The sequence below is a fragment of the Pseudomonas sp. PA-5-4B genome (assembly GCF_021606215.1).
In the GTDB taxonomy this organism is placed as follows: Bacteria; Pseudomonadota; Gammaproteobacteria; order Pseudomonadales; family Pseudomonadaceae; genus Aquipseudomonas; species Aquipseudomonas edaphica.
Map to the genome: position 1 here is coordinate 335,919 of NZ_WKDB01000001.1, position 17,048 is coordinate 352,966.

The window sequence follows — 17,048 nt, forward strand, 5'->3', positions numbered from 1 at the left end:
TTTTCCATGACTTGCGCCACGCAACCTACCCCAGACTCCAGCCGCCCCGAGGTTGCCTACGCGTGCTGCCTGGAAGCGCCCTCGTTGATCGGCCGGTTTTTGCAGCACCCGCCGGAGGGCTTTGACGCCCGCCTGTCCGCCGAGGGCCTGCCGTACTTCTTCACGCCATTTGACCTGCTGACGACGGCTGAAGACGAGTTCGTGAAGCGTGTGCGCGGCTGGCCCGGGTTTGGTCTTTGGAATGCGTGGCTGCGTATCGACAGCTGCTTTGTCGGCACCACGGTCAGCGAATATTCGCCATTGCCCCGCAACGTGCCACCCCAGGACCTCGCGCAGTGGCTGCAAGAAGAGTGCGCGCCGCAGCGCAAACTCACAGTCGTCAAAGATCTGCCCTGTGACTCGCCGCTGCTCAGCGATGCAGACAACCGCTACGCCCAAGCCTTGATCGAGGACTGTACCCGGCGCGGCTTTATCTGCCTCGAAGGCCAGGCGCTGGCCTATGTGCCGATCAACTTCAGCAGCATCGACGAGTACCTGGCGCGTTTGTCCCACAGCCGTCGACGCAATATCCGACGCAAACTGCGCAGCCGCGAGGCGTTGCGGGTGGAAGTCCTGGACACTGGCGATGCGCGCTTCAACGATGAGGCGTGGCTTGCGCAGTTGTACGGCCTGTACAAGGCGGTGTACGACCAGAGCGAGATTCACTTTGACCTGCTGACCCCGGCGTTTTTCCGCAGCTTGTTGCAGGACGCCGCCAGCAACGGGCGAGTGTTCTGCTACTGGCACTGCGACGAACTGATCGGCTACAACCTGTGCTACGTAGAGGGCGACAAGCTGCTCGACAAGTACATCGGGCTTAACTACCCGCAAGCGTTGGAATTCAACCTGTACTTCGTCAGCTGGTTTGTGAACCTGGAATACGCCGTGGCCAATGGGCTGAAATTTTATGTGGCGGGTTGGACCGACCCGCAGGTCAAGGCCAGCCTCGGCGCCGACTTTACCTTCACCCGTCATCTGGTCTGGATCCGCAACCCGCTGCTGCGCAAGCTCGGCAACCGTTTCCGCCATCACTTCGAAAGCGATGCACAGTGGCAGCAGGAGAAACCCGAATGAGCCAGGACCGCGCGCCGCTGATCCTCGATTTCGACAGTGCCGTGAGTGATATTCCCGGCGCGATCACCTTGCCCATGCAGGCCTGGCAGGAAAAAATCCGCTTCGGTTGCCGCTGGGCGCAGTTCAAGGAGCTGGAAGCCGCTCTGCACGCGCAGATGCCCAGCGATTACGGCTGTGTGTTCACCGGCAGCGGCGATTATCACCACCTCAGCCAGCTGTTGCTGAACCGCCTGCCGACGCAGCAGAAATTCCAACTGATCATTTGCGACAACCACCCTGACAACATGCGCTACCCGTTCGGCATCCATTGTGGCTCATGGGTTTACTGGGCCAGCCGTTTGCCGCAGGTCGAGCATGTGCATGTGTTGGGCATCGGTTCCCAGGATATCGGCCTGGGCCATGCCTGGGAGAATCATTGGTCGCCGCTGCTCAAGCGCAAGCTGACTTACTGGAACGTCAACGTCGACACGCGCTGGATGAACTGGATCGGCGCCGGGCGCAGCAACCGTGCGTTCGGCAACGCCGATGAGCTGATGCGTGCGTTCCTCGCGCAGTTCGACCGTTCACTGCCGGTTTACCTGTCCATCGACAAAGACGTGCTGAGCCCCGAAGTGGTCAACACCAATTGGGACCAGGGCGAGTTTCTGGAGCAGCATTTGAACGATCTGATCGACGCTTGCCAGGGCCGGATCATCGGGGCGGACATCACCGGCGATGTGTCGGCTTACCACTATGAGAGCAAGTTCAAACGCTGGTTAAGTGCCTCCGATGGCCAGGAAGAACTGCCGCCGGCGCAGGTGCAGATCTGGCAACAGCAGCAGAACGAGCTGAATGGCCGGCTGGTGGCGCGTATCAATCAGGGTTGGCGACAATAACTTTTAGCTGGGCGAATACGCGTTCGAAGTGTTCGTCCGTCAGCCAATGGCTGTTGCTGATCGACAGTGTGCGGCTGGCAAATGCCTGGGCCTGGCTAATGTCGCCGCCCGGTTGCAACAGCGGGACGGCGGCGGGGTAGTCCGGCAAGGTGTGGATAAACAGGCGGGTCACGCCGAGCCCGGATGTCCACAGTTGCGCCATGGCGGCATCACGCGCCTGTGCAGACGGCATCAGCACCATCAAAAACGGCCAGGTGCCTTGCTGCCCCAGTCGGTCCATGATCACCGCGACGCCGGGCAAGTCATTCAAGCGCGCCGCCCGGCGTAAGGCGCGGGTACGGCCTTGTTGCAAGTAGTCAGGCAAGCGCGCCAGTGCGGCAGCACCGACCTTCTGCCGATAACCGCCGAGGCGGTGCAGCGGGATATCGTTGACCGAAAAATCATCACCCACGGCGGCCACTTCATCACCCTGTGCCAGCGCCGTGCGCAACGCCTTGCCATACACGTAGTGCAAGCCGCGCGGTTGGTAAAGCAGCGCGTAACCCCAGAGTTCGGCGCTACGTTGCAGCTCCCAGCGCAGGCTCAAGGGCAGGTCTTGCGCGCACTGGCGGTGCAATGCCTGATGCAGCACCGGGTCGCGGCTGAACAGCACGCCGCCTTCGGCCGTGGTCAGGCCTTTGCCCAGCGCCAGGCTGAAAAACCCCACATCGCCTTTGAGCCCGACGCTGCGGCCATCGTCGAGGGCGCCCAGGGCTTGGGCGGCGTCTTCGATCACCACGGCGCCGACTGATTCGGCAATACGCTTGGCGGCGTCCACATCCGCCACGCGCCCGGCCAGGTGGGTGACCACCACGGCCAGGGTGCTGTCGTCGCACAGTTGCTTGAGGTGTTGCTCGTCGAGGTCAATGCTGCCGGGCTGCAAATCACAGGGCACCACCCGCAACGGCGGGCAGTAATGCGCGGCCAATGCCACCAGCGGGCAGGTGTACGCCGGCACAATCAGCCGGGTGCGGCCGGGCATGCGCTGCTGCAAAACGCGCAAGGCGATGATCAGCGCGGCGGTGCCGGAGCAGGGCAGTGCAGGCAGTGGAATCGAAAACTGGCGGGTCAGCGACTGGGCGAGGTCGCCCGATAAATTGAGCAAATCCCGCCCGCGCAAGGGCAGGCCGGCGGTGGGCGGGATTTCTTTGTTCATGACACCAGAGGCTGCGAAGGTTCGGCCTCGACGGTTTTGCTCTCTTTGTCTTCACTGCGCGCCAGGCACAGGATGCCCGCGATGATCAGTGCGCCGCCGATGATTTTCGGCCAGGTCAGGGTGTCATCGAACAGCCAGACCGAGATCAGCGTCACGCTGATCAACTCCAGGTGCGAGGCCGCAAACGCCGGGCCTACCGGGGCGTATTTGAGCAAGGTCATCCAGGTAAAAAACGCGCCAATATAGCCGACAAAGGCGCCGTAGATCCACGGTGCGCCAAACACCCGGGCCAGCCACGCGACGTCCATGGTCAACGGTTCGGCATGCACCGAGGCAAATTTGAAACTGACCTGCGCCAAGGTGTCGAAAATGATCAGCGCGAGAAAACCCAGGATATAAAAACGTTTCATCATTCAAACCCTACGACGGTCACGCCACAGGCGATCAGCATGATGCCGATCAACCGCCATTTGCTCAGACTTTCCTTGAACAGGAAACGCCCGGCAATCATGATCACCACGATGTTGATCGAACCCAGCATCACGCCGACCGACAACGGCACCAGCGTCAGGAACGCCAGCCACAACACGAATTCGAAGACATAGCAGATCACCCCCAGCCAGATCCACGGGCGCTTGAGCATGTGTTTCCAGTGGGCGAGGCCGTCATGCTCGGCGCTGGCCGAGGCGGCGGCTTTGAACGCCAGTTGGCCGGACGTATCGACGATAACGTTGAGCATCCAGAGGATGATGGTTAACTGGCTCATGGAGTCTCGCGTCTGCTTGCAATGTCGCTGGACGCTTACAATACAGGAGCCTGCCGGCGGGGTGACTGGAGTTTGCCGGTCGAACAGCCGGCGTTCAGTTTGACGCCTTGCTCCACTGGCAATAGCAGCCCACCGCCAGGGTGTGGGTGGCATCGACTTCGCGCCCGGCCTCCAGGGCTTTGAGGATAGGCTCGATAAAGCTGTTGCTCGAATTGCACGTCAGCCCTTCGCTGTACGGCCCGAAGTACGCGAGTTTGCCGCTGCGATCCCAAATGCCTACGGCCGGAGTCGCCGGCACTTGGTCGGCGCCGAGCAGGGCATTGAGCGGTTTCATTTTGCGCAAATTGTCGGGCAGTTGGCCGTGGCTGCCGGCCTTTTGCAGGGCATAGAACTCGACGCCCTGGGGCGCGTATTGCTCGATCAGTTCGCCCAGGTGCTGCTGGTTGCCGACGTTGCAGGGGCAGGCCGGGTCCCAGAAGTGCACCAGGCGAATCGGGCCTGGGCCTGCCAGTTCGGCGGGCAGGCGCAGGGCATCACCGGAAAACACCGCGGTGTGTTCGCTGAATGCGCGCAAATAGCGGCCCTGGAACCAGTCATAAGCCGCCCACAGCACGCCGGCGCAGATGACCAACAGCAGGCCGGCAAACAAGGCGGAGCGGTAGGGTTGTCGCATTCGGAACTATCCTCGAAGGTCGCGTAGCTTGCCATGCTTGCCCTGACAGATGAATATCGCAGCTCGATATTCATCTTCACCGTCAGTCTGGAAGCCTTTATGCCTGTGAGTTTTGACCCCGATCATCTGCGCGAGAGCTTGCGGCCACTGGTGGATGCGCAACCGCTCAGCGCCGAGGCGCGGGTCTACCAGCGTTTCTATGGGCTGGACCTGGCGGCGCGCAAAGTACCCGTCGTGAGCCGTTTGGGCCGTTTTGAAGTGGATGGCTTCCAGGTGGTAGCGCAGGTGTGGTGGCCGTCTGCGCCGGTGGCGACAATGTTCATGTACCACGGCTTCTACGACCATATGGGCCTGTACCGGCATGTGGTGGACTGGGCGCTGGATCAAGGTTTTGTGGTGATTGCCTGCGACTTGCCGGGCCACGGTCTTTCCAGTGGCGAGCGCGCCAGCATTGACGATTTTGTGGTGTACCAGGACGTGGTGCAGGCGCTGTTTGCGCAGGCCCACAGCTTGCAACTGCCGCAACCGTGGCACCTGTTCGGGCAAAGCACTGGCGGTGCGGTGGTGGTGGACCATTTGCTCAACCACGGCGCCGACAGCCCGGCCCAGGGCAAGACCTTCCTGCTCTCGCCCCTGGTACGGCCGCGTGCATGGGGTTGGTCGCAGGTCAGCTATTACCTGCTGCGCCCGTTCGTCAAAGGCATTGCGCGGCGGTTCAGCGAGAACACCCACGATCCCAAGTTCAAACCCTTCCTGGAAGCTGACCCGCTACAGCCGCGCCAACTGCCGACCGCGTGGGTGGGCGCGCTGGCGCGTTGGATCAAACGCATCGAAGCTGCGCCGCAAAGCCCACGGCGGCCGGTGATCGTGCAGGGAGAGGAAGATATGACGGTGGACTGGCAGCACAACTTGCAGGTGCTGCGGGGCAAGTTCGATCAGCCGCAGGTGCTGATGCTGCCGCGTGGTCGGCATCACTTGGCCAATGAGATTCCCGAGATTCGCGAAGAGTACTTCAAATTCCTGACGGATCATCTGAAGTAACACCGTTCAAATGTGGGAGCTGGCTTGTCGGGTCGCCGCATCGCTGCGATGCAGACACCTAGCTGTATCAGGCACACCGGGTTGATGCCATCGCAGGCAAGCCAGCTCCCACACAAGCCTGTTTCCACATTACTTATTGCGTCAGGCTGGAAGTGCTTTGACCTACTGCAAGTCCGGCGCGAATCGCGGCCAGCGCCGCCTTGTAATACGCCCGACCGTCCGGCGACTCCGCAAACGTGGCGAATTCTTCCAGTTCCGGGTCGGACAAATCTCGATAGACGTACAACAGTGTGTTGTTCAAGTCATTGCCGATCTGCTGCATCAGCCGCTCACGTTGGCCGTTCAACATGCCTTGCGCCTGACCGCCGCCCAACAGGCCGGGAATCATCTGGCTCAAACTGTCGGCTGCTACGCCGGCAATCGCCAGGCTGACTTCTGCGCCGGCTTCACGGGCCGGCAGCGCCTGGGCCAGGTGGCCGATGATCAGGCTGCGGGTGGCGTCGGCTTCGATGTGCGGCAGGCCCTTGGCATTTTTTGCCAACTGGTCGCGGCGCGTGGCCAGCAATTCAGCTGCAACGATTTTGCGACCCAACGGCGACTGGAAAAACGCCAGGGCAGGTTTCGGGTCCGCCAGGTTTTTGCGCAATTGCGCCTCGGCCCGCTGGTCCACGGCCTGGGCGGCGAAGCGTTTATTGCTGTTATCCACCAGCGCCTGGTACACCGCCGGCGGCAGGCTATTGCGATAGCGTTGCTGTGCGGCACTCAGGGCGTCATTAAAATGCGCACGTTGTTCGGCCCAGCCGGCGACCTTGTACAACTGGTCATGGCCGTCTGCCCAGGCGGGCAAAACGCAGAACATCAGCAAGGAAAAAAACAAACGACGCATAGGGACTCCTGTCAGTCGGCCACTATTGTCCGTGTCGGGCGTAGGATTTGTCGAGAAATCCTATCAGTCACCTGACTAAAGTGTGTTCAGACGCTCGGCGGCTCTGTCGGATTCATAGGCGTATGGATACTATGCGCGCCATGCAAATATCCCTCGAACACCCGCTGCTGCAACGCATCGTCGACGACCTGGCCGAAAAAGGTTGGTCGCAGCAGAACGGCTTCCTGCCCCAGGCTCTGACCCTGGAGTTGGCGGCTGAGTGCCGTAAACGTGCGGCTGAGGGTGAATTGGCTCCGGCGGCTGTAGGACGCGGACCCGCGCAGGAGATACGCGAGGGCATTCGCGGCGACCATATCCAGTGGCTGGAGGAGGGCGACGCCGCTGTCTGCGAGACATACATGAGCGTGATGGACAGCCTGCGCCTGGCCATGAACCGCAGCCTGTTCCTGGGCCTGGAAGATTTCGAAAGCCACTTCGCGATGTATCCGCCAGGGGCGTTTTACCTCAAGCACCTGGACCGTTTTCGCGACGATGACCGGCGCATGGTCTCGGCAGTGGTCTATTTGAATGACGCCTGGTTACCTGAGCATGGCGGCCAGTTGCGCATGTACCTCAAGGGCGGCGTGGAATACGATGTGGTACCCACCGGCGGTAGCCTGGTGGTGTTCCTGTCCGGGGAGGTGCCCCACGAAGTCCTGCCCGCCACGCGCGAACGCCTGTCCCTGACCGGCTGGTTTCGCCGACGCGGTAACGAGCCGTTTTAACCATGCAAAAGATTCTGATCAGCCGCTGCCTGCTCGGGCACAAGGTGCGCTACGACGGTGGCGCCAGCGGCCCCTTCGATCAATTGGCGGCCTGGCAGGCCGAAGGCCGGGTGGTTGCGATTTGCCCGGAAGTATCAGGCGGTTTGCCGACACCGCGTCCCTCCGCCGAGATCCCGGGCGGGCAGGGCATTGATGTGTGGGAAGGGCGTGCGCAAGTGCTGACGGCCGAGGGCGAAGACTTCAGTGCCGCCTTCCTCGACGGGGCCCGCCAGGCACTGGCGTTGGCGCAGCGGCATAACATCCGCATCGCGATTCTCAAGGCCAATAGCCCGTCCTGCGGCAATCTGCTGACCTATGACGGCACCTTCAGCGGCGTGAAGGTCAGCGGCGAGGGCGTGACGGCGGCGCTGCTCAAGCGCCATGGCGTGCGGGTGTTCAGTGAGCTGGAGTTGCCTGAGGCGGCAATTGCCCTGGCACAACTTTGAGGTTCAACCCAGATCAAATGTGGGAGCTGGCTCCCACATCGACTGTGTTTCACTCAGGTGCAAACCACTTCTGCGTCAGCGCCTTCAAGCGACCATCGGCCTTCACCCGCTGTAATGCATTGTCCAGGCTGCTTTTGAAGGCCGGGTTGCCCTTTTGGAATGGAATGGCCAGCTCAGGTGTTTGCTTATAGGCCTCACTGAAATCGAACCGATCCTGCAGCGCGGCAGTCATAGCGATATGGTTGATGGCCACGTCGAACTTGCCGCTTTCCACACCCGGCAGCAGGTCGGCGTCATCGACAGTGATGAACGAGGGGCGAACCTCCATTTCCTTGGCTAATTGTTCACCCAGCTCCACTTCAAAACCGGTTAGCTTGTCACCGTCCTTGAAGTTGTACGGCGGGGTGTTGGCCTCCAGGGCGATGCGCAGTTCGCCGCGATCAAACACGTCATCGATCAGTTCGGCGTGAGCCAGTGGGCTCAACAGGGGCAGTAAAAGTACAAGGCCAGGCACAAAGCGCATGGTCGCTCCTAAAGAATTTGTGCGTGCGAGGCGCCATTGAGCATCGCTTGCTATGGTGTTGAGTGCCTTGGACAGCAATTTGTCGCGAAGTTGTCATAACCCTACAGATTTCACCGTAAAACTGGAGAAGCGAATGAAAGCCCTTTTGTCCCGTGCAACCCTGGCCAGCCTCTTGCTGGGTGCTTCGATGTTGGCCACAGCCGCTGACGGTATCCCGCGCAGCGCACCACCGGAAGGCGCCAAAGTCTTTATCGTGTCGCCAAAAGACGGCGCCACCGTCGATAAAACCTTCACTGTGAAGTTCGGTATGGAAGGCCTGAAACTGGCGCCAGCGACCAGCCAGGACCCAGGCACCGGCCACCACCACCTGCTGATCGACCAGAAAGAACTGCCGGACGCCAGTGTGCCGATCCCGGCCACCGACACCGTGATCCACTACGGCAAGGCCCAGACCGAGACCGAGTTGACCCTCACCCCAGGCAAGCACACCTTGCAACTGGTCGCTGGCGACAAACTGCACATGCAGTTCAACCCGACTGTAGCCTCGAAAGTCATCACGGTTAACGTCAAGTAAGATTTGTTCAGACAAAAAAAGGGAGCCCCGAAGGCTCCCTTTTTTGTGCAGCGTTCAAAGCGTTAGAACAACACGCGGCTACGAATGGTGCCGTTGATGTGCTGCAGCTTCTCTTGCGCCAGGTCCGAGTACTCGGCGTCGACGTCGATAACCACGTAGCCAACCTTCTCGTTGGTCTGCAGGAACTGACCGGAGATGTTGATGCCGTTTTCTGCGAAGACCTTGTTGATCTCCATCATCACGCCAGGGATGTTCTGGTGGATGTGCAGCAGACGGTGCTTGCCAGGGTGAGCCGGCAGCGCCACTTCGGGAAAGTTGACCGAAGACACCGAGGTACCGTTGTCGCTGTACTTGACCAGCTTTTCCGACACTTCCAGGCCGATGTTGGCCTGAGCTTCAGCGGTGGAGCCGCCGATGTGCGGAGTCAGGATCACGTTGTCCAGGCCACGCAGCGGGCTTTCGAAGATGTCGTCGTTAGAGCGTGGCTCTACCGGGAACACGTCGATAGCGGCGCCGATCAGGTGCTTGTCCTTGATCGCGTCGGCCAGGGCGTCCAGCTTAACCACGGTGCCGCGTGCCGCGTTGATCAGGATGCCGCCCTTCTTGATGGCGCGGATTTCCTTCTCGCCGATCATCCACTGGGTTTCAGCGGTTTCCGGTACGTGCAGGGTGACGATGTCGGACATGCCCAGCAGCTCGGTCAGGCTCGCCACTTGGGTGGCGTTGCCCAATGGCAGCTTGGTCAGGGTGTCGTAGAAGAACACCTGCATCCCCAAGCCTTCGGCCAGCACCGACAGCTGCGTGCCGATCGAGCCGTAACCGACGATACCCAGCTTTTTGCCACGGATTTCGAAGGAGTTGGCCGCGCTTTTGATCCAGCCGCCACGGTGGCAGGAAGCGTTTTTCTCAGGAATGCCGCGCAGCAGCAGGATCGCCTCGGCCAGCACCAGCTCAGCAACGGAACGGGTGTTGGAGTACGGTGCGTTAAACACCGCGATACCGCGCTCGCGCGCAGCGTTAAGGTCGACCTGGTTGGTGCCGATGCAGAAACAGCCGACAGCCACGAGTTTCTTGGCGTGGTCGAAGATCTCTTCGGTCAGCTGAGTGCGGGAGCGAATGCCGATAAAGTGCGCGTCGGCGATCTTTTCCTTTAACTGGGCTTCCGGCAGAGAACTGGTGATGTACTCAATGCTGGAGTACCCAGCGGCTTTCAGTACGTCGACAGCCGATGGGTGGACGCCTTCCAGAAGAAGGAACTTGATCTTGCTCTTATCGAGAGAAGTCTTGCTCATCTGCGTAAACCTGTATCCCGGAGAAAAATGGCAGGGAATCGAGCAGCAGGATGTGCCCTGATTCACCAATACTGTTCCTGTTTGACGGCGTCTGTTGCCGCCATGCTGCGTTGCCGCTCCTCCCCATAGCAAGCTATGACTCGTCGCGGCGCCTTGCCTGACAACAACAGCCGCTCGTCAAACAGAAACGTATTGGCAAATCAGGGCACAGAGCTGACCCGGACGGCAGGAAAGCCGTCACCGCAGAACGCCCTTGGGCTCTGTCCTGCGGGGGCGGTATGCTAGCATACGTGCCCCGCTAAACACCCATTCCTGCGACGTGAAGCGTTCTCAGGATGACCATGAATTGTTCGAGAGTTCCGTCGATGACCCATCCTGCCCTGATTGATGAGCTGAAGACCCTGGTTGAGCCTGGCAAAGTGCTGACCGATGCAGACTCCCTGGAGGCTTACGGCAAGGATTGGACCAAGCACTTCGCCCCCGCGCCTACCGCTATCGTCTTTCCCAAGACCATCGAGCAGGTCCAAGCCATCGTCCGTTGGGCCAATGAACACAAGGTGGCGCTGGTGCCATCGGGTGGTCGTACCGGTTTGTCGGCCGCTGCGGTGGCGGCCAATGGCGAAGTGGTCGTCTCGTTTGACTACATGAACCAGATTCTCGACGTGAACCTCACCGACCGCACCGCCGTGTGCCAGCCGGGTGTGGTCACCAAGCAATTGCAGAACGTCGCCGAAGAAAAAGGCCTGTACTACCCGGTGGACTTCGCTTCGTCGGGTTCGAGCCAGATCGGCGGCAATATCGGCACCAATGCCGGCGGGATCAAGGTGATTCGCTACGGCATGACCCGCAACTGGGTGGCCGGCATGAAAGTGGTCACCGGCAAGGGTGACGTGCTGGAACTGAACCGCGACCTGATCAAGAACGCCACCGGCTACGACATGCGCCAGCTGTTTATCGGTGCCGAAGGGACGTTGGGCTTTGTGGTCGAAGCCACCATGCGCCTGGACCGTGCGCCGAAAAATCTCACCGCGATGGTGCTCGGTACCACCGATTTCGATTCGATCATGCCGGTATTGCACGCGTTCCAGAGCAAGCTGGACCTGACCGCCTTCGAATTTTTCTCCGACAAAGCCCTGGCCAAGGTCATGGGCCGTGGCGACGTGCCGGCTCCCTTTGAAACCGAGTGCCCGTTCTACGCGCTGCTGGAATTCGAAGCCACCACCGAAGAAGTTGCCAACCACGCCCTGGAAACCTTCGAGCACTGCGTAGAGCAGGGCTGGGTGCTGGACGGCGTGATGAGCCAGAGCGAAACCCAACTGCACAACCTGTGGAAACTGCGCGAGTACATCTCCGAGACCATTTCCCACTGGACGCCGTACAAGAACGACATTTCGGTAACTGTCTCCAAAGTGCCAGCGTTCTTGAAGGAAATTGATGCGATCGTCGGCGAACACTACCCGGACTTCGAAATCGTCTGGTTCGGCCACATCGGCGACGGCAACCTGCACCTGAACATCCTCAAGCCAGAAAACCTGAGCAAGGATGAGTTCTTCGCCAAGTGCGCCACCGTGAACAAATGGGTGTTCGAGACCGTCCAGAAGTACAACGGCTCGATCTCCGCCGAACACGGCGTGGGCATGACCAAGCGCGATTACCTGACCTATAGCCGTTCCCCGGTTGAAATCGAATACATGAAAGCAGTAAAAGCGGTGTTCGACCCGAACGGGATCATGAACCCTGGCAAGATCTTCGCTGTTTAACCGCCCTGAAGGAGTCGTTTCATGAGCTACCAGCACAAGTATGTCGACGGCACCAACATCCACTTTCCCCTGGGCAAAGTGGTGTGCATCGGGCGTAACTACGCCGAACACGCCAAGGAACTGGACAACCCGGTGCCGACCGAACCGTTGCTGTTCATCAAGCCGGGCAGTTGCGTGGTCGCGCTGGAAGGCGGTTTCGCCATTCCGACCGAGCGCGGTTCGGTGCACTACGAAGCGGAAATTGCGGTGTTGATCGGCAAACCGTTGTCGACCAAGCCCAGCCGTGAAGAAGTGCTGGATGCCATCTCCGGCTTCGCTCCGGCCCTGGATTTGACCCTGCGCGATAAGCAAGCCGAGCTGAAAGCCAAGGGCTTGCCGTGGGAAATCGCCAAGTCTTTTGACGGCGCCGCCGTGATTGCCCCCTTTGTGGTCAGCAGCACCTTTGCCGACGTGACCGACATCGGCATTCGCCTGACCATCAACGGCGAAGTGCGCCAGGACGGCAACAGCTCGCAGATGCTCAACCCGATCGTCCCGATGATCCAGCACATGGCCGGCTGCTTCTCGCTGCAGGCGGGTGATGTGATCCTCACCGGCACTCCAGCCGGTGTAGGCCCGTTGAATGTGGGCGATGAGCTGGTGCTGGAATTGGGTGGCGGTAGCCGTTTCGAAAGCGTCGTTCGCTAAAGGCTGCATGCAATCAGCTGTGGGAGCTGGCTTGCCTGCGATAGCATCGCCTCGGTCTAACTGAAAAACCGAGTCGTCTGCATCGCAGGCAAGCCAGCTCCCACACAAATCAGTTCCCACACTGGTTTACGCGCGCTTGGTTTTGCATTTTTTTCACACGCCATCCGGATAATCCCCAGCCTCCTGCACGCGGGCCTGTTGATCCTGTGCTATCACCTAAAGCTGACTCTGCGGAAAAGCGCTCAATGGCCGTGTCCCTGCCTACCCTCACTTCCAAGCCCCGTTCACGTTTTGCCCTGCGCTGGTATTCCTGGCTGTTTCTGGTCGGGGCCATTGTGTACGGCATTGCCTGGGCGATGCATTGGGACGACCGTGGGGTGCTGTGGATCGCTGAGCGGTTCGAAACCCCGGCCGAACGCCAGGCCAGCGTCTGGCTGCCGGATTACCACGCGGTGATCGATGGCAAATTGCTGCCCGGCATGGAAAAGGACGAGGCTTCGGACCTGTCCTACAACCCGCAGACCAAAACCCTGTTTTCCGTGATGGGCAAAAACCCTTTCCTGGTTGAGCTGAACCTGCAAGGCGATGTGTTGCGCAAGATGCCGCTCAACGGCTGGAACAACCCGGAAGGCGTGACAGTGATGGAAAACGGCCTGATGGCCATTGTCGACGAGCGCATGCACACCTTGAGCGTGGTGAACGTCGACGCCAGCACCCAGCAACTGAACTATGCCGACTTCAAGCACTATGACCTTGGCCCGTCCAAGGACCAGAACAAGGCATTTGAAGGTGTGACCTGGGACAAGCGCAACCAGCAGATCGTGCTCGGGGAAGAGCGCCCACCGGCGTTGTTCACCTGGAAAAGCGATGGCGCCACGCTGACCGGCGATAAGCAGAAGATCGCCAGCACCGAGCTGGACATGCGTAACCTCTCAGCCCTGGCCGTCGACCCGCGCACCGGGCATTTGCTGGTGCTGTCGGCCGATTCCCACCTGCTGCTGGAGCTGGACGCGCAGGGCGAGCAAGTCAGCTTCATGACCCTGCTCGGCGGCTTCAATGGTCTCAAACACACCATCCCGCGTGCCGAAGGCGTCACCATGGACGAAGCCGGCACCTTGTACATGGTCAGCGAACCCAACCTGTTCTATCGTTTCGAGAAGCAGAAATAGCCGACGATTACGTCGGATACTTCGCTATCAGCGGCATTCGCCAGACAGTCGACTGCGTTTAAGTTTAAATTCAGACGGGCGTGATACTTATTCGCCACTTTTTGACTTTGAGCTTGCCTGATGCGTCGACTCGCCCGCCCCAAACCCGCGTTTTTTATCCTGTTGCTGCTCGCCCTGGTGATTGCCGGGGCGGTCGCGCAGAACTTTCGCTTGTTCGAGCGGGCCTGGTTCAACCTTCAACACTGGCGCCATCCTGCCGATGAACGCTCCATTGGCCTGAATGATTACCGGGTCAGCCTGGAAGCCAAGGTCATCGAAGGGCTCGACGATGATGTCTCGGCCCTCACGTACGACCCGATACGCAAAAGCCTGTTTACGGTCACCAATAAAAACGCCGAGCTGATCGAGTTGTCCCTGGACGGCAGGATCCTGCGGCGTATCCCGTTGGTGGGCTTTGGCGATGCCGAGGCGGTGGAGTTCATCAGTGACAACATTTATGTGATCAGCGATGAAGCCCAGCAGCGGCTGATCAAGGTGCACGTGAATGACGACACCCAATTTCTCGACGCCGCCGACGCGGAGCAGATGACCCTGGGCGTACACCTTGGTGGCAATAAAGGTTTCGAAGGGCTGGCCTATGACTCGGTGGGCAAGCGCCTGTTCGTGGCCAAGGAGCGCGACCCGATGCTGATTTACGAGGTGCACGGGTTTCCCCATTTCAAACCGGAAAAAACCTACTCGGTGCATGTGATCAACAACCCCAAGCGCGATGCCGGGCTGTTTGTGCGCGACCTGTCGAGCCTGCAATACGACGAGCGCAGCGGGCATTTGCTGGCGCTGTCGGATGAGTCGTTCCTGGTGTTGGAACTGGACATCGATGGTCGCCCGTTGAGCAGTCTTTCCCTGCTTAACGGGCGCCATGGCCTGAAAAAACGCGTGCCTCAGGCCGAAGGGATCGCCATGGATGACGAGGGCTCGCTGTACCTGGTCAGCGAGCCGAACCTGTTTTACGTGTTCAAAAAGCCCTGATCAAAACATCCATTGCACGCCCAGGGAGTAGCCGGTCTGGCTGCCCTCGGCGTGCCCAAGGCGGCTGTTGACCTCGGCGTACACACCCAACTGCGGGGTGATCGCCAACTGGCTGCCGATTTGCGCGCGGCCAAAGCTTTTGTCCACTGAACCCAGCTTGGCGGTGCGCGCCTGGCCATCGGCGCGGGCGGTCAATTGCAGGTCATCGAGACGGCCATCGGCCAGCTCCTTGACCCAGGCGATGTCGCCGTAAGGCATCAGGCTCAGGCCATAGGGCAGGGCGACGGCACCGCGCACGCGCCAGCCGAGGCTGGCTTCCAGGGAGTCGAAAGACTGTTCTTCGTACTCCAGCGCGGTGCGCAGGTTCTGTTTCTCGTGGAACTTGTCGATACGCGAATGGCTGTAGTCCAGGCCGGCAAACGGCCCGCTTTTGATTGCGCCGAAGTCGAAGTCATAACCGCCGAGTACGCGTGCGCCCAGGGACAGTGCGTCGGTATTGCCGCTCAGTTGTTGATTGAGCAGCACCGGGCCGCCATTGGCTTGGATCAGCAGGTTACGCTTGGCCTCAAAACGCGTATGGCCGATGCTCAAATCGCCCGCCAGCCAGCTTGGCCCGCCATCGTTGAGCAAGGCATAGACCGCGGCCTGCCAGGTGTCGCTGTCGAGTTTGCCGCGCTGCTGCAGCTTGTCACGACCGTTGAGGTAGCTGAGGCTGGCGCCGATATTCAGGCTGGAGGTGAGCTGATAGTCGCCCAAGGCGTGTACGCCCAGGCGTCGGGCATCGCGGTTGAGCGGGCTGTCGAAGCCGCTGTCCGGGGTGTATTCGCCGTCCATGCCGATTTCGCCATCGAAGCTTCCGACCTCGCGGCTGGCCGCTTGCAAGGTCAACCAACGGCGATCATGCAGGCGCACCATGGCCTGATGCTGGCGTTGCAGGTTGTCCTGCATGTTGCGCGCAACGGCGCCACCCGAGGCGGTCGAGGCCAGCAGGTCGGCGTTGGTCAGTTCCAACACCAGGCGGCTGAGCAGGCGCGAGTAATCGCGCAGGCGCTGGTCGATGCGTTCCTGGCCGAAGGCATTGGTCAGCACGGTTTTGTTGTCTTCTGCCGGGTCGTGCCAGGTGGAGCCGCCGGGTATTTTCGGGTTGTTGGTCTGGGTGTAGCCGTCCAGATCGCCCAGCTCCCAGTTGGTGGCTTCGATATACAGAATCGGGATCTTCAGCGGTTCGAACGGCTCGCCATCACTGCAGCAGCCGGTGCCCTTGGGGTATTGCGGGTCCAGGCCGGGGTTGGTGAACAACGGGATGTTCAATTCCCTGGCGATCTGGAAGGTGTGTTCGCGCAGCGATGCCAGCGCGGGGTTGGCGGTGCTGTTCTGGCCTGCGTGGGCGTACATCATGTCGCCGGTGATCAGGCTGTCGAGGTTGATCATCGCCAGCATATTCGCGCGTTGGCTGGCGCTGAGTGAATCGACAAAGGCTTTGGAGCCGCGCAGGCCTTCCTCTTCGGCGCCGAAGGCGACCACTTGCAGGCCGTTTTCCAGCTGCAAGCCGCCGAGGTTCTTCGCCACTTCGGTCAGCACGCTGGCGCCGGAGCCGTTATCGTCCAGGCCTTGTAAGGTCGGGCGGCCGAAGTAGGTGTCGAAGTGCGCGCCAATCACCACGTATTGCGGTTTAGTGCCCGCAGCATAGGCCACCACGTTTTGCGCAGCGCGAGTGCCGTTGTTCCAGGTGAAGTTCTGTCGACTGAGGCTGTAGGCCGAACCCATCTGGCTTTGCATCCAATCTGCCGCGCCGGCGAAATTGGCCGTGCCGCGATACCGGCCGGGGTAATCGTTGATCAGCTTTTCCAGGGTGGTATTGGCGTGCTGGCCGTAATCGTAGGCCTGGGTTTGCGCCGACAGCAGGCTGCCGACCACGCTGATCGCGAGGGCGAGGGGCTTTATCACAAGGTCTTCCTTGAGGTGATTGAAGTTTTCCAGCCCAGACCCTTTGCACAATGCGCGCCTCATTCCCTGGGCGAGCGCGAAGTGGCGCATTGTTAAACGCTTGGGTCGCCTGGCTGTCATTTGTAACGGATTTGATACCAATAAAGGCGTGGGATGCCGTGACATGGCGCACGGTTTTGGGCGGGGGTGCTGCGAAAAGTAGCGGTTTTGTTACACGGATCTTCTAAACGATGAGGCCTCCTGTGGGAGCTGGCTTGTGTGGGAGCCGG

General features: G+C 60.3%; 18 protein-coding genes. 10 read left to right on the forward strand and 8 right to left on the reverse strand.

Translation table 11 applies throughout. The annotated features are described in order from the left end of the window. The first annotated feature begins 6 nt into the window (after positions 1-6). Together GIW28_RS01535 and GIW28_RS01540 are read left to right on the forward strand one after the other, a co-directional pair. Positions 7-1,113, forward strand: coding sequence for a GNAT family N-acetyltransferase (locus GIW28_RS01535; RefSeq protein WP_236446748.1), 1,107 nt, complete (start codon positions 7-9; stop codon positions 1,111-1,113). Further along, entirely contained in the window at positions 1,110-1,988 is an 879-nt protein-coding gene (locus tag GIW28_RS01540; protein ID WP_236446746.1) for a hypothetical protein, read from the forward strand. The genes GIW28_RS01535 and GIW28_RS01540 overlap by 4 nt, the downstream gene beginning before the upstream one ends. Here the strand turns inward: GIW28_RS01540 and GIW28_RS01545 are convergent. From GIW28_RS01545 to GIW28_RS01560, 4 genes are all read right to left on the reverse strand, one after another. After that, positions 1,966-3,183: a DegT/DnrJ/EryC1/StrS family aminotransferase gene (locus GIW28_RS01545; protein WP_236446744.1), complete on the reverse strand. Its 1,218-nt coding sequence runs from the start codon at positions 3,181-3,183 to the stop codon at positions 1,966-1,968. The genes GIW28_RS01540 and GIW28_RS01545 overlap by 23 nt on opposite strands. Next, on the reverse strand, positions 3,180-3,593 hold the full coding sequence (locus GIW28_RS01550; RefSeq protein ID WP_017139520.1) for a DMT family transporter: 414 nt from the start codon (positions 3,591-3,593) through the stop codon (positions 3,180-3,182). Before GIW28_RS01550 ends, GIW28_RS01545 begins: the two co-directional genes overlap by 4 nt. Next, complete coding sequence (locus GIW28_RS01555; protein WP_026013873.1) at positions 3,593-3,949, reverse strand: EamA family transporter; 357 nt, start codon at positions 3,947-3,949, stop codon at positions 3,593-3,595. The genes GIW28_RS01550 and GIW28_RS01555 overlap by 1 nt, the downstream gene beginning before the upstream one ends. 94 nt (positions 3,950-4,043) lie before the next feature. Next, positions 4,044-4,622, reverse strand: a complete 579-nt coding sequence (locus tag GIW28_RS01560) for a DUF6436 domain-containing protein (protein WP_017139518.1) — start codon at positions 4,620-4,622, stop codon at positions 4,044-4,046. A 99-nt stretch (positions 4,623-4,721) separates the two neighbouring features. Here GIW28_RS01560 and GIW28_RS01565 point away from each other — a divergent pair, with 99 nt between their 5' ends. Next, positions 4,722-5,663: an alpha/beta hydrolase gene (locus tag GIW28_RS01565; RefSeq protein ID WP_026013872.1), complete on the forward strand. Its 942-nt coding sequence runs from the start codon at positions 4,722-4,724 to the stop codon at positions 5,661-5,663. A gap of 133 nt (positions 5,664-5,796) precedes the next feature. On the opposite strand, the gene GIW28_RS01570 is transcribed toward GIW28_RS01565, so the two are convergent. Continuing rightward, entirely contained in the window at positions 5,797-6,549 is a 753-nt protein-coding gene (locus tag GIW28_RS01570) for a DUF2059 domain-containing protein (protein WP_099550310.1), read from the reverse strand. A 131-nt stretch (positions 6,550-6,680) separates the two neighbouring features. Here GIW28_RS01570 and GIW28_RS01575 point away from each other — a divergent pair, with 131 nt between their 5' ends. Both GIW28_RS01575 and GIW28_RS01580 read left to right on the forward strand, forming a co-directional pair. Further along, a complete protein-coding gene (locus tag GIW28_RS01575) occupies positions 6,681-7,313 on the forward strand; it encodes a 2OG-Fe(II) oxygenase (protein ID WP_026013871.1) in 633 nt (210 codons plus the stop codon). A gap of 2 nt (positions 7,314-7,315) precedes the next feature. Further along, a complete protein-coding gene (locus GIW28_RS01580) occupies positions 7,316-7,798 on the forward strand; it encodes a DUF523 domain-containing protein (protein WP_017139514.1) in 483 nt (160 codons plus the stop codon). A 49-nt stretch (positions 7,799-7,847) separates the two neighbouring features. Here the strand turns inward: GIW28_RS01580 and GIW28_RS01585 are convergent, their stop codons facing one another. Next, a complete protein-coding gene (locus GIW28_RS01585; RefSeq protein ID WP_017139513.1) occupies positions 7,848-8,321 on the reverse strand; it encodes a transporter substrate-binding domain-containing protein in 474 nt (157 codons plus the stop codon). Between the two features lie 133 nt (positions 8,322-8,454). Between GIW28_RS01585 and GIW28_RS01590 the strand changes: the two genes are divergently transcribed. Next, on the forward strand, positions 8,455-8,895 hold the full coding sequence (locus GIW28_RS01590) for a DUF4399 domain-containing protein (RefSeq protein ID WP_017139512.1): 441 nt from the start codon (positions 8,455-8,457) through the stop codon (positions 8,893-8,895). Between the two features lie 62 nt (positions 8,896-8,957). On the opposite strand, the gene serA is transcribed toward GIW28_RS01590, so the two are convergent. Continuing rightward, the gene (gene serA, locus GIW28_RS01595; RefSeq protein WP_017139511.1) at positions 8,958-10,187 is read right to left on the reverse strand and encodes a phosphoglycerate dehydrogenase; all 1,230 of its coding nucleotides are present in this window, start codon (positions 10,185-10,187) and stop codon (positions 8,958-8,960) included. A 365-nt stretch (positions 10,188-10,552) separates the two neighbouring features. Between serA and GIW28_RS01600 the strand changes: the two genes are divergently transcribed. From GIW28_RS01600 to GIW28_RS01615, 4 genes are all read left to right on the forward strand, one after another. Further along, on the forward strand, positions 10,553-11,947 hold the full coding sequence (locus tag GIW28_RS01600) for an FAD-binding oxidoreductase (protein WP_017139510.1): 1,395 nt from the start codon (positions 10,553-10,555) through the stop codon (positions 11,945-11,947). A gap of 21 nt (positions 11,948-11,968) precedes the next feature. After that, positions 11,969-12,634: a fumarylacetoacetate hydrolase family protein gene (locus GIW28_RS01605; RefSeq protein ID WP_017139509.1), complete on the forward strand. Its 666-nt coding sequence runs from the start codon at positions 11,969-11,971 to the stop codon at positions 12,632-12,634. A 245-nt stretch (positions 12,635-12,879) separates the two neighbouring features. Beyond that, positions 12,880-13,803, forward strand: coding sequence for an SdiA-regulated domain-containing protein (locus GIW28_RS01610; RefSeq protein ID WP_169987600.1), 924 nt, complete (start codon positions 12,880-12,882; stop codon positions 13,801-13,803). Positions 13,804-13,923: 120 nt separating this feature from the next. After that, a complete protein-coding gene (locus GIW28_RS01615; protein ID WP_017139507.1) occupies positions 13,924-14,832 on the forward strand; it encodes an SdiA-regulated domain-containing protein in 909 nt (302 codons plus the stop codon). Here the strand turns inward: GIW28_RS01615 and GIW28_RS01620 are convergent, their stop codons facing one another. Further along, positions 14,833-16,779 carry an autotransporter domain-containing protein gene (locus GIW28_RS01620; RefSeq protein WP_099550438.1) on the reverse strand — a complete coding sequence of 649 codons (1,947 nt, stop codon included), beginning with the start codon at positions 16,777-16,779 and terminating at the stop codon, positions 14,833-14,835. Positions 16,780-17,048 lie beyond the last annotated feature (269 nt).